The organism is Mycolicibacterium aubagnense, assembly GCF_010730955.1.
GTDB lineage: Bacteria > Actinomycetota > Actinomycetes > Mycobacteriales > Mycobacteriaceae > Mycobacterium > Mycobacterium aubagnense.
Genome location: NZ_AP022577.1, coordinates 3203296 through 3215438, shown reverse-complemented (window position 1 = coordinate 3215438; position 12143 = coordinate 3203296). Strand labels below are relative to the sequence as shown.

Sequence of the window (12143 nt, the reverse complement as noted above, 5' to 3'; positions counted from 1 at the left end):
CCCGGGATTTGTGCACGATTTTCCGCGGTTGCCGCGGAAAATCGTGCACAAATACTCAGGCGGCATGCCTGGATTGCAGGGCATTCCGTATTTCTGCGAGCACTCGGTCGGGATATTCAGTCAGGTCGAGCCAGGTGAACCGCAAGATCTGATAGCCGAGCAGCGAGATGATGTTCTGCCGCTTTCGGTCGTTCTCGAAGTCTTCTGCACTGCTGTGAAAGGCCCACCCGTCGACTTCGACGGCAAGTCTTGCTGCTTGAAAGACGACGTCGACTTTATATCCGGCGACCGGGAAGTTGGCCTTCCACCCGGTGATCTTGTTCTGGCGCAGGAGTTTTACAAGTAGGCGTTCGGCTGCGGAGCGGGCTCCATCTTCGGCGGCCAGCAGCAGTATCCGGGCCGCGGGCGAACCGTGTCGCCCTTTGTTGCGCAGGTGCGTGTCCCAGAGCTGTTTCAGCTCGACGTGCCGCTGCAACGCCGAGTCCATCAGCTTGACGCCACCGCCGCGGCGGGTCGCGGCTTCGATGACCGTCAGTGGAAGTGCGGTCACGCGCAGTCCGCTGCGTTCGATGATGTCCTGTCGCAGCAGGTCGCGGCGCCGAACCCTGATCCCGTCGCGCTTGCGATGATTGCTCATCTTCGGCACGGTGACTTCCACCATCTCTGGCGGGTAGTGAGTGATGCCGAGCCACCACGCGGCGGCCAGTCCGCTGGCGGTGGCCTCGGGCCCATGGGACCACACTGCACTGCGTACGCGCGCCGCATCGCTGAATGGACGGTCGTCGACGAAGAACACTCCGGGGGCGTATCGCAGCCAGTGGCCGGAACGGACCCGGCGGCTGATGGCGTCGTCGCTGATTCCGGCAGTCCGGGCTTGGGCGCGGGTGATTACGCCATCGTGGCGGCGAAGGTAGTCATCAAGCACACAGATTCGGACGTTGGCTGCGGCCCTGCGGTTCCATCAACGGGGATTTGTGCACGATTTTCCGCGGCAGCCGCGGAAAATCGTGCACAAATCGCTCACTACGGGGCGACGAGGACACCGGCGTCGGACGCCGCCTGCTGCAGTTCGAAGATGTCCAGGCCGCCCCAGTCGTTGATCGACCCGGTGTAGGAGCCCAGCCACGGCACCACACCGGGATCCGGCGCCACGCCGAGGTTGTAGGCCTGCATGCCGGGCAGGTGGTGCTCTAAGAAGTTACCGAGAATGTCGACGGCGAAGACGATGTCGTTGATCGGGTTCGGACCCCACAGCGCGGACGCGTTGAGCAGCGGGTTCACGGCCGTCGGGTCGCCGATCATCACGATGTTGCCGTAGTGCGGCTTGCTGCCGCCGGTGGGGTCGTAAGCCGGCATGAACGGCTGCAGCCCCGGGAGATCGGTGGAGAAGTACGCCGCGGTGTCGCCGTAGGTCTCCACGTTGACGAAATTCTGCGCCGCGCTGTTGTTGCCGGGCACTGACGTGTTCAGGCCGGGACCTTCGAAGCCGATACCGCCGAGGCCCGTCTTCTGCGCGACGAACTGGGCCTCCCAACCGCCCAGTGAGTGGCCCGTGACGTAGATGTCATCGGTGGTGTAACCCTGCTGGGCTGCCGCGGCTTGGACCGTGCGCTCGAACGCCAACGAGTCCCAGAACGCCTGCGGCGTGGTGTTGGTGAAGATGATCTGCATGTCCGTGACGATCTGCGACAGCGCGATCAGCGGATGGAACAACAGATTGGTGCCGCCCGTCGTGCCCTGGTACGCGATGATGATCTTCCCCTCGGGCGTCACCCAGGCCTTGCCGACGGCGCCCGACAACGGATTGAAGGTCTGCATCTGAAAACCGTTGACGGTGAACGGCTTCAGGTCACCGGGTTGGCCGCCGAGCACGTAGGCGTCGGCTGCGGCGTTCAGGAACTGGGATACCGTCGGGGTGTCGCCGCTGGTGGGGCCGGTGTAGGTGAGCTCCGGTACCACGGGCGCCGAGGTGGGGGTCTTGCTCAGCCCGAGCATGTCCTCGATGCGCCGGAATCCCGCGAACAGCGCCTCGGAAATGGGTGACCAGTTGAACGGGCTCTTCGGGCCGCTCTGCGAGACCGTCAGGTCCAGCGCTTGGAGTACGGAATTGATGAGGCGCCCCGGCAGCTGGAGGATCGTGGCGATCGGGTTCAGCGGCTGCGGTGGCGTCGGCGTCGTCAGAGTGCCGACGGTGTTGGTGGTGGTTGCCAGGGCGGCCAGCCGAGTGGTCGGCGCGAGTGTGTTGGCGGGTGCGGTGGCGGCGCTCGGAGCGGGCGTGTTGGCAGGTGCGGTGGCGGCAGTAGGTGCGGTGGCGGCCGCGGCGTCCTTGACGGGGGTGCTCGCGGTGGCCGGCTTGAGCTTCGGTGACTTCTTGAGGTCGCCGGCCGGTTTGACCAGTTCAGATCCATTTTGTGTGACAAGGGGTTTCGCCGGTTTTGTGGCGGGCTTGGCCTCGGGCTTGGTATCCGGCTTGACGTCGGTGTCGGTGGCCGAGGTGTCGGTGCCCGAGGTGTCGATGGCCGGCTTGGTGTTGGACTTGTCAGAGTCGTTGGCGTCTTTGGTGGAGTCCGTGCCGGCCGTCTTGTCCTTATTGCCCGGCTTCGGTTTGGGCTTGGACGGCGCGTCCTCTTTCGTGGGGCTTGTGTGTGTGGCGCCCGACTGCGACGACGTGCCCGGCGAACTGGTGGTCCCGGTCTCGGCCCACGCGACGTTCTGGCTGGTCGCGGCCGCGATACCCATGGCCGCGGCGATCACCGCCAGTCGGTAGCGACTGGATTTACGCCGACTGAGCCCCGACTGTGTCCCCACCGGTGTCCCCTTTGACATCTCTGGTGCCCGCTCGCGCGCGCACGAATCTGACGACACTATGACATCGGGTGATGTCAGTCACGATCAGGTTTGCCAAAGTCGTGGATCACTTCGGCGGGGTCATCGCACCCGCGCTGCCACCGCTTCCGGCATCGGTTCATACCGGGCGAAGGACCGGGTGAACGACCCGGCTCCGTGGGACAACGACCGCAGTTCGATCGGATACCGGGTCAGCTCGATCTCCGGAACCTCGGCGTCGATGCCGGTGCAGGAATCGCCCGCCGTATCGGTGCCCAGCACGCGGCCTCGCCGCCCGGACAGGTCGCTCATGACCGCACCCACCATGTCGTCGGGCACCACGATATGCACGCTGTCGATGGGCTCGAGCAGATTCACCGAAGCGGTGGCGGCCGCCTCGCGCAGCGCCAGTCCGCCCGCGAGTTGGAAGGCGTAGTCCGACGAATCCACGCTGTGCGCCTTGCCGTCCAGCAGCGTCACGCGGATGTCGACCATCGGGTACCCGCAGATGCCCCGGTCCATCTGGGCGCGAACACCTTTCTCCACGCTCGGGATGAACTGACGCGGCACCGAGCCGCCCACGACCTTGTCGACGAACTCGAATCCGGCCCCTTCGGGCAGCGGCTCGACGGTGATGTCACACACCGCGAACTGCCCGTGCCCGCCCGACTGTTTGACGTGCCGTCCGTGCCCTTTTGCGTTGCCGCCGAACGTCTCTCGCAGCGGCACCCGCAGTTCTGTGGTGTCGACCGCGACGCCGAACCGCCGCGACAGTGCGTCGAGCACCACCGCGCAGTGGGCTTCGCCCATGCACCACAACACGATCTGATGGGTCTGCGGGTTCTGCTCGATGCGCAGCGTCGGATCCTCGGCGGACAGCCGAGCCAGCCCCACCGACAGCTTGTCCTCGTCGGTCTTCGCGTGCGGTATGACCGCCATCGGGAGCAACGGTGCCGGCATGGTCCAGGGCCTGCACACCAGCGGGGAGGCCTTGTCGGACAGCGTGTCTCCGGTCTCGGCGCACGTCAGCCGCGCGATCGCGCAGATGTCACCGGCGATCACCTCAGCGGCCGGACGAAGCTTCCGACCCAGCGGAAAGGACAGGGCGCCGACGCGCTCGTCTTCGTCGTGGTCCTCGTGTTCGGCACACCCTGCGGCCGAGTCGGCGAATGAATTGAAATGGCCCGACACGTGAACCGTCGTGTCGGGCCTGATGGTGCCGGAGAACACCCGGACCAGACTGACCTTGCCGACGTACGGGTCCGACGTCGTCTTCACCACCTCTGCCAACAGTGGTGCGTCGGGATCGCAGGCGGGCGCGGGCTTTTCCACGCCGGCCGGGGTGAACACCTGCGGTGGCACATGCTCGGGGGGAGAGGGGAATCCGCGGACGATGACGTCGAGCAGTTCGGCGGCGCCGACCCCGGTCGTGCTGCATACCGGGATAACCGGGAAGAACGAACCGCGGGCCACCGCTCGCTCGAGGTCGGCAACCAGCACCGCGTTGTCGATCTGCTCGCCGCCCAGGTAGCGCTCCATCAACGTCTCGTCCTCGGACTCCTCGATGATGCCCTCGATCAGCGTCGCATCGTCCGCGAGCAGCGAGACCAGCCCGTCCCCGGCCGGCAGATACAGCGGAATCACCTTGTCCCCGAAGGATTCCCGTGCGGACTCCACTGCGCCCGCGAACGTGGCGCGAGCGTGATCCAGCTTGGTCACCACCACGGCGCGCGGCATCCCGACGTCAGCGCATTCCCGCCACAACGCCTTGGTGGCAGCGTCCACCACGTCGTTGGCGGCCATCACGAACAATGCGCAGTCGGCAGCCCGCAGCCCGGCCCGCAGCTCACCGACGAAATCGGCGTAGCCCGGGGTGTCGAGGAGGTTGACCTTCACCGACCCGTGCGGCAGGGACGCCAAAGCCAACCCGGCCGACCGCTGCTGCTCGACTTCTGCCGGCTCGTGATCGCAGACGGTGGTGCCGTCGAGCACCGTCCCCGCCCGCGTCAGCACGCCCGCCTGGAGCAGCAGGGCCTCGACCAAGGTGGTCTTGCCGGACCCAGATGGCCCGACCAGAACCACATTTCGGATCGACGCCGGACTGTCCGCGCTGGGCGCGGCGCCAGATGAGTTATTCGACTTGTCCGCCATGGCGTGCCCCTATCGACGACTCACGTCCACCATGCTCCTGACGCGAGGTCCGGCACAAGACTCAATGCACTTGCCGCATTCTCCCCCGCAAGCGGGAGGTGCCCCCACATCGCGGCTCGTACCTCGCCGCTTGATCGCCATGCGGCTCAAGCGTGCCAGGAACTCCATCGGGTGATCGCCACCCGGATCACCGGGCCGTCCAACGCCACCCGGTCGTACTGGTGGTACTTGGCCCGCAGCAGTGAGTAGCCGATCGCCATCTCGTCGCCGCTCGGATGGACGGTGGCGATGCCGTCGGCCCGGGCCCACCAGAGGTGGGACCAGTCGTCGTCGTATTGCTCGGCGAGCAGGCTCACGCGTGGGTTGGCCGCGATGTTGTCCAGCCGCCGCAGATGCTGCGTCGACTTCCGTTTGGCGTCGACCGCGGTGTAGAGCAGGTCCCCGCTGACCGCGAAGACCACCGGGACCACATGTGGCTGGCCCTCGGCGGACACCGTGGCCAGTACCGCGACGGGCGCGGCGGAGAAGAGGGCGGCGGGATCGGACATCAGCGGTGGTGTGGGTTCGGGGCGACGCTCATGGGCATCCGGGTCACGTTGATCTCCGGCCCGCGCGCCGTCGGGGTGGCGGACTCGGCCGGCGCGTGCCCGGCAGGTGGCACTGCGGCGGGCGGCGGCTCGGCCGGTGGTGGGGGCGGCGGCACCGGAGTAGAGGTCGACGAGGTGACCGGCGCGGGCGTCGTCGTCGTCGTTGTCGTGGTGGTCGTCGGTGCCGGCTCCACCGGTGTCGGCTGATCCGACCCCGAGTCCCGGCGCGTGGCCAGGACCACCAGCGAGACGACGAGGGCGACCACCGCGACCGCCACCGCGATCAGCAGCAGCCGCGCATCTTTCGTCCGATACCAGGGCGGCGGCGGCTGACGGAACCGCCACGTGTCGGTGTTGAACGCGTCAAAGGTGTCGCCGGTCGGCTCCGGTTCGGGGATGACGAACGAGCCGGTCGTCGGCCCGGCAAACGGTCCGGTGCCATGCGGGCCCGGGTCGACCGCGCGGAACGGATCAGTGTCCGGGTCGCCGCCGGCCGCCTCGACGGACGATTCCAGCACTCCACCCGGTGATGGATCGCGCTCTGCGTCGTCGCTGTCAGCCACCTTCCAGATGCTAGGGGTGGCTCGCGCCAATTGCTCGGTATCGGCGCGCGTGTCCGCGCTTTAGACGTCCTTGACCGGTTCGATACCGAGATCGCGGTAGCTGACCAGGGCGGCAAACGGCACGCCGCGCTTGGCGAAACGCTCGGTGGCGATGTCGCCACGGTCGACCATCGGGATGACGCCGGTGACCACGGCGCCCACGGAGGTGACGCGCTCATAGGCGATCTCCGTGGAGCCGCCGGTGCTGATCACGTCGTCGACCAGCAGCACCCGCATGCCGGGCTCGATGCGGGTGCCCTCGATCCACTGCTCACGCCCGCGCGACTTCTGTTCCTTGCGGACCGAGAACCAGGCCTTGCCGGTGACCATCGCGACGCCGTGCGCCAGCGGGTCGGCGCCCATGGTCAGGCCGCCGACGGCATCGAACTCGATGCCGCGCAGCGCGGCCAGTTCAGCCACGGCCTTGCTGACGACCGTGAGGCTGACGCCGTTGTCGATGGCGAACTTGCCGTCGATGTAGTCGTGGCTCAGCTGCCCGCTGGCCAGCCGGAACGGCTCTTCACGGCGCTCGTAACCGCGGGTGCGGATCAGGTCGAATGCGGCTTCCCAGCTGGCGGGGCGATCAGACATGGTGCGAATGCTATGCCTGCCGGGACAGCCGTGCTAATTCGACCGCCGCTGAACGCAATTCGTCGATGGACTGCAGCGGCTCGGCGTATCCGACGCGGGTATAGGCCATGCCGCGGGCGGTATCGACCCGCAGATCCAGGCCGTAGCGGTCGGCGCCGGTGCAGGTCGCCGACTCGGTGTCGGGGTATCCGCCCAGCACCCTGGCCATCGCCGCGAGCGAGTCCGCGTGGTCGGCGTTGAGGTGCGCGATGGCCCCGGCGGCCGACGGCGTCACCGGATCCGGCTGGGCCGCAGCGTAATCCGCGCCCGTAGTCGAATCCATGCGGCCGTAGCCGCCGACCCACCGAACCCGGTCGACGTGCAGCACCCACAGCGCGAAGTCGCTGTAGTCGATGTAGTACTTCGCGGCGGGGACGGCAGCCACGTGGGCGTCCCGGGCGGCATCACGTTCGGCGCCCTCGGGGCGCGCCACCCGTCCCGCCAGGGTCACCCGGCCACCGGCCAGCGGATCCTTGTCGGCGCTGGCCGCGATGATCGAGATGCTGGCCCGCTGATCACCGGCCAGGTTGCGGCCATGTTCGGCGAGGTTCGAGACGCACAGCACCGGCGCGCCGTCGAGGAGTCCATACGTGACCATCGAGGCCCACGGGTCGCCGTCGGCGGTCAGGGTTGCCAGGGTCCCGGTGTTGGTCGAGGCGGCAATGGTGCGGGCCTCTTCAGCGGCCGACGGCCGGGCCGGCGTGACGATTGCTGCCAGCGGCGGCGGGATCGTCGGGGCATCACCTGGGTCACCATGATCGCGTGTCGCCACGTTTGCACCCTACTGCGACGCGGGTACGTTGGTTGGCGATGGATGCCTCGGGCGGTGGCGTGGAACATCCAAGCGCCGCGGACTTCGGACACGCGCGGGTCCTCCCCGAGGACCGCACCTGGTTCAAGCGCGCGGTTTTCTATGAGGTGTTGGTCCGTGCCTTCTACGACTCAGACGCCGACGGCTCAGGTGACCTCCGAGGTCTCACTGAGCGACTCGACTATTTGAAATGGCTTGGTGTCGACTGTATTTGGTTGCCACCTTTCTATGATTCGCCGTTGCGTGACGGCGGCTACGACATCCGCGACTTCTACAAGGTGCTGCCGGAGTTCGGCACCGTCGAGGACTTCGTCGCCCTGCTGGACGCCGCGCACCGGCGCGGTATCCGCGTCATCACCGACCTGGTGATGAACCACACCTCGGATACGCACGCGTGGTTTCAGGAATCCCGCCGGGACCCCACCGGGCCCTACGGCGACTACTACGTATGGAGCGACACCAGCGAGAAGTACCAGGACGCACGCGTCATCTTCGTCGACACCGAAGAGTCCAACTGGACCTTCGACGCCGTGCGCAAGCAGTTTTACTGGCACCGGTTCTTCTCGCACCAGCCCGACCTGAACTACGACAACCCTGCCGTGCAGGAAGCGATGATCGACGTGCTCCGCTTCTGGCTGAGCCTGGGCATCGACGGGTTCCGGCTGGACGCGGTGCCGTACCTGTTCGAGCGCGAGGGCACCAACTGCGAGAATCTGCCCGAGACGCATGCCTTCCTCAAACGCTGCCGCAAGGTGATCGACGACGAATACCCGGGCCGGGTGCTGCTGGCCGAGGCCAACCAGTGGCCGGCGGACGTCGTCGCGTATTTCGGCGACCCGGAGACCGGCGGCGACGAATGCCACATGGCCTTCCATTTCCCGCTGATGCCAAGGATTTTCATGGCGGTCCGTCGGGAATCGCGCTTCCCGATCTCGGAGATCCTGGCCCAGACCCCACCGATACCGGACTTGGCTCAGTGGGGCATCTTTCTGCGCAATCACGACGAGCTGACCCTGGAGATGGTCACCGACGACGAGCGCGACTACATGTACTCGGAGTACGCCAAGGATCCGCGGATGAAGGCCAACGTCGGCATCCGCCGGCGGCTGGCCCCGTTGTTGGAGAACGACCGCAACCAGACCGAACTGTTCACCGCGATGTTGTTGTCGCTACCTGGATCCCCGGTCCTGTACTACGGTGACGAGATCGGGATGGGCGACATCATCTGGCTCGGTGACCGCGACGGCGTGCGAACCCCCATGCAGTGGTCACCGGACCGCAACGCCGGGTTCTCGACCGCCAACCCCGGCCGGCTGTACGTGCCGCCGAGCCAGGACCCGATCTACGGCTACCAGGCGGTGAATGTCGAAGCACAGCGCGATATTTCGAATTCCCTTCTGAACTGGACGCGCACCATGCTCGCCGTGCGGCGGCGGCACGATGCGTTCGCCGTGGGCTCGTTCCGGGAGCTGGGCGGGTCCAATCCGTCGGCGCTGACGTACGTGCGCGAGTTCGACGGCGATGGTGAAGTGGACACCGTTCTCTGCGTCAACAATTTGTCCCGTTTTCCCCAACCGATCGAACTGAACCTGCAGCATTGGAACGGCTACACCCCGGTTGAACTGACCGGCCGGGTTGAGTTCCCCCGCATCGGGGAGCTGCCGTACCTGTTGACGCTGCCCGGGCATGGTTTCTACTGGTTCTCCTTGCGCGCGCCTGTCGGTGAGGAGCCGTGATGGATTCAGAGTTGATCGAATATCTGACCCAGCAACGCTGGTACGCCGGCCGCAACCGCGAACTGACCGGCGTCGAACCCGCGCTGACGGTGCCCCTGCGCGACGACGTCGACCTGGTACTGCTCGACGTCAGCTATGCCGACGGCCCTGGCGAGCGGTACCAGGTGCTGCTGCGCCGGCTGATGGACGGCGATACCGCGTTCGATGCCATGGGTGACCCCGAGGTCGCGAACCTGCTGTTGGGCTTGATCGCCGAGTCGGCGACGATCGGTCCGGTCTCGTTCGCCGCGGAGCCCGGTGTACAGCTGCCGGTGGGGGAGCCGTCGCGCGTGGTCGGAGCCGAGCAGAGCAACACCAGCGTCGTGTTCGGCGACTCCGCGATCCTCAAGCTGTTCCGCCGGGTGACGCCCGGGGTCAATCCCGACATCGAGCTCACCCGGGTGCTGAGCCGGGCCGGCAGCCCGCATGTGGCTCCGCTGCTGGGGACGATGTCGTTGGCGGGCGGTCCGGAAACAGCGTTGGGCATGCTGGCCCGATTCGCCGACAACGCCGCCGAGGGCTGGGACATGGCCGTCGCCAGTACCCGGGACCTGTATGCCGAAGGTGACCTGTACGCCGACGAGGTCGGCGGCGACTTCGCCGGGGAGTCGGAGCGGCTGGGGCACGCCGTCGCGGCGGTACACGCCACGCTGGCTGCTGAGCTCGGCACGGCCACGGCGCCGTTTCCGGTAGGGACGATGCTCGAGCGGCTGGAGGCGGTGGCCGCGTCGGTGCCACAGGTCCGCGAGTTCGCCGCAGCCATCGAGGGCCGCTACCGCGCGCTCGAGGGCCAGCCGATCACGGTGCAACGGATTCACGGAGACCTGCATCTGGGGCAGGTGCTGAGAACCCCCGAGACCTGGCTGCTCATCGACTTCGAAGGCGAACCCGGGCAGGCCCTGGATCAGCGCCGGGCGCCGGACTCGCCGCTGCGCGACGTCGCGGGCATCCTGCGGTCCTATCAGTACGCGGCGTTCCAGCGGCTGACCGAGGGTGGCGGCAACGATCAGCGGCGCAAGCAACTCGCCGCGCGCGCCCGCGAGTGGGCCGACCGCAACCGGACGGCGTTCTGTGCGGGCTACGCCGAGGGCGGCGGCATGGACCCCGACGCTGAGCTACTCGCCGCCTACGAACTCGACAAGGCGGTGTACGAAGCGGGGTACGAAGCCCGGCACCGGCCGCACTGGCTCGACCTGCCGCTGGGAGCCATCGCGAACATCGTCAGCGGCTGATGTCGGCGTGATTCGTATCGGCGACCGTCACGAATCACGCCGAAATCACTGTCAGGCCATGGACTTCACGACCGCCTGAGCCGGCTTCGGCGTCCAGTCGGTGCGGTAGACGCCGATGGATTCCTCGGGGTTTGCGCTGCCGGTGGCGCGGTCGCGCGTGGTGTAGATGTACGACGGGCCGGCGTACGGCAGGGTGCGCCACTTGGCCAGGAAGTCGCGGATGTAGTCGGCCTGGGTGGCCTCGTCGACGGCCGAGTTGGGCTCGCCGTACTCGGTGGCCCAGATCTTCTTGCCGCCGTCGCCGTTGGCGGCCATGGCCTGGTGGATGCCGTCGGTCTGGCTCAGCGGCGAGTTGGGCACTCCGGCGCCGGCCGAGAACTTGAGGTTGTAGTGGTACGGGTGGAACGACAGCGCGTCGAACGAACCGGCCGCACCCGCCGCGTACATCTTCTGTACGAACGTCACCGGATCCATGGTCAACGCGAAGAATGAGACGACGGCGCCCACCACGCCGCCGATCACCACGGCGCCCCTGTCGGCGGCCTTGATCTTCGGGTACGAGGCCTTGAGCAATCCGGCATAGACGTCCGGCTGGGGTCCCTGCGGGCCCGAGGTCCAGGACATCACGGCATTCGGCTCGTTCCAGATCTCATAGGCATCGACGCGGCCCCGGAAGTGGGACGCGACGGCGCCGGCGAAGTCTCCGTACGCCTCTGCCGATGCGGGCGGGCCGCTGATCGGTTGCGCGCCGGGGGCGACGGCCCAGGCGGGCGTCGCCACCAGCGCGCCGACCACCGACATGCGGTGGGCGTTGGCCGCGCCGACAACGGTGTCGACCTGACCCCAGTCGAAGTTGCCCTGGGACGGCTCGACGCCGGCCCACGGGATGATGATCCGAACGGAGTGGACACCCGTTTCCGCCATCAGATCGAAAGTGTGGTTGATGTCTGCAGGGTTCATGCCGAACACATCGGAGTCGGCGAAGCCGACACTGCTGGCCGACTGGCTGATGCCCGTCGGGATGAAGGGGATGGTGGCCGGGCTATTGGCCAGGGTTTCGGTGGCGGCGGCGGAAACTGCCGCGACGGTGAAGATGGTCGCAGCGATCTTGAGTGGGTAGCGCAACGTTCGTTCCAATCTGTGGCCGTGAGCTGCCGATTGGCTCGAACCTAACAGCAACTCAGGCCGCGGCGGGCATGACCGAGCGATACAGCTTGGGGTCGACGATCATGTCGACGCGGCCGAATCGGGCGCGAGTCAGCGCCAGCACCCGATCGAGCTGCCGTCGGTCGCGAGTGTCGGCTGCCAGTGCGTAGACGCGATCGGCCGGATAGCCGTGGGTGATGCGTACCAGCGAGGCTGGCTGCCGGGCGGTCACCACCACCCGGTGTCCGTCGGCCAACAGGTTGTGGGCGGTGGCCAGTCCGGCGTCGGTGCCGGCGTCCAGGACGACCGCGACGATGCTGTGCTTCATGACACCGAGTCAACCCGCGCGGCCTAGGCGTGAGATGAGAACCGATTAGGTGCTC

General features: G+C 67.1%; 11 protein-coding genes. 2 read left to right on the top strand and 9 right to left on the bottom strand.

The features are described from left to right. Positions 1–55: 55 nt before the first annotated feature. From G6N59_RS15690 to G6N59_RS15660, 7 genes are all read right to left on the bottom strand, one after another. Entirely contained in the window at positions 56–925 is an 870-nt protein-coding gene (locus G6N59_RS15690) for a type IV toxin-antitoxin system AbiEi family antitoxin domain-containing protein (protein WP_138233155.1), read from the bottom strand. Positions 926–1023: 98 nt separating this feature from the next. After that, positions 1024–2808: a hypothetical protein gene (locus G6N59_RS15685; RefSeq protein ID WP_306789586.1), complete on the bottom strand. Its 1785-nt coding sequence runs from the start codon at positions 2806–2808 to the stop codon at positions 1024–1026. A gap of 120 nt (positions 2809–2928) precedes the next feature. Beyond that, positions 2929–4977, bottom strand: a complete 2049-nt coding sequence (locus tag G6N59_RS15680; RefSeq protein WP_138233154.1) for an elongation factor G — start codon at positions 4975–4977, stop codon at positions 2929–2931. A gap of 146 nt (positions 4978–5123) precedes the next feature. Further along, the gene (locus G6N59_RS15675) at positions 5124–5525 is read right to left on the bottom strand and encodes a TIGR03668 family PPOX class F420-dependent oxidoreductase (RefSeq protein WP_138233153.1); all 402 of its coding nucleotides are present in this window, start codon (positions 5523–5525) and stop codon (positions 5124–5126) included. Next, positions 5525–6127, bottom strand: a complete 603-nt coding sequence (locus G6N59_RS15670) for a hypothetical protein (RefSeq protein ID WP_163911359.1) — start codon at positions 6125–6127, stop codon at positions 5525–5527. Before G6N59_RS15670 ends, G6N59_RS15675 begins: the two co-directional genes overlap by 1 nt. 60 nt (positions 6128–6187) lie before the next feature. Further along, on the bottom strand, positions 6188–6757 hold the full coding sequence (locus G6N59_RS15665) for an orotate phosphoribosyltransferase (protein WP_138233152.1): 570 nt from the start codon (positions 6755–6757) through the stop codon (positions 6188–6190). Between the two features lie 10 nt (positions 6758–6767). Next, positions 6768–7568, bottom strand: a complete 801-nt coding sequence (locus G6N59_RS15660; protein ID WP_138233151.1) for a HugZ family pyridoxamine 5'-phosphate oxidase — start codon at positions 7566–7568, stop codon at positions 6768–6770. A 38-nt stretch (positions 7569–7606) separates the two neighbouring features. On the opposite strand from G6N59_RS15660, the gene treS reads away from it, so the two are divergent. Both treS and G6N59_RS15650 read left to right on the top strand, forming a co-directional pair. Next, on the top strand, positions 7607–9343 hold the full coding sequence (gene treS, locus G6N59_RS15655; RefSeq protein ID WP_138233150.1) for a maltose alpha-D-glucosyltransferase: 1737 nt from the start codon (positions 7607–7609) through the stop codon (positions 9341–9343). Then, complete coding sequence (locus G6N59_RS15650; RefSeq protein ID WP_138233149.1) at positions 9343–10614, top strand: maltokinase N-terminal cap-like domain-containing protein; 1272 nt, start codon at positions 9343–9345, stop codon at positions 10612–10614. The genes treS and G6N59_RS15650 overlap by 1 nt, the downstream gene beginning before the upstream one ends. Before the next feature lie 51 nt (positions 10615–10665). Here the strand turns inward: G6N59_RS15650 and G6N59_RS15645 are convergent, their stop codons facing one another. Next, the gene (locus tag G6N59_RS15645; RefSeq protein WP_138233148.1) at positions 10666–11739 is read right to left on the bottom strand and encodes a cellulase family glycosylhydrolase; all 1074 of its coding nucleotides are present in this window, start codon (positions 11737–11739) and stop codon (positions 10666–10668) included. 55 nt (positions 11740–11794) lie between these two features. Further along, a complete protein-coding gene (locus G6N59_RS15640) occupies positions 11795–12088 on the bottom strand; it encodes an SDR family NAD(P)-dependent oxidoreductase (protein ID WP_138233147.1) in 294 nt (97 codons plus the stop codon). Between the last annotated feature and the right edge of the window lie 55 nt (positions 12089–12143).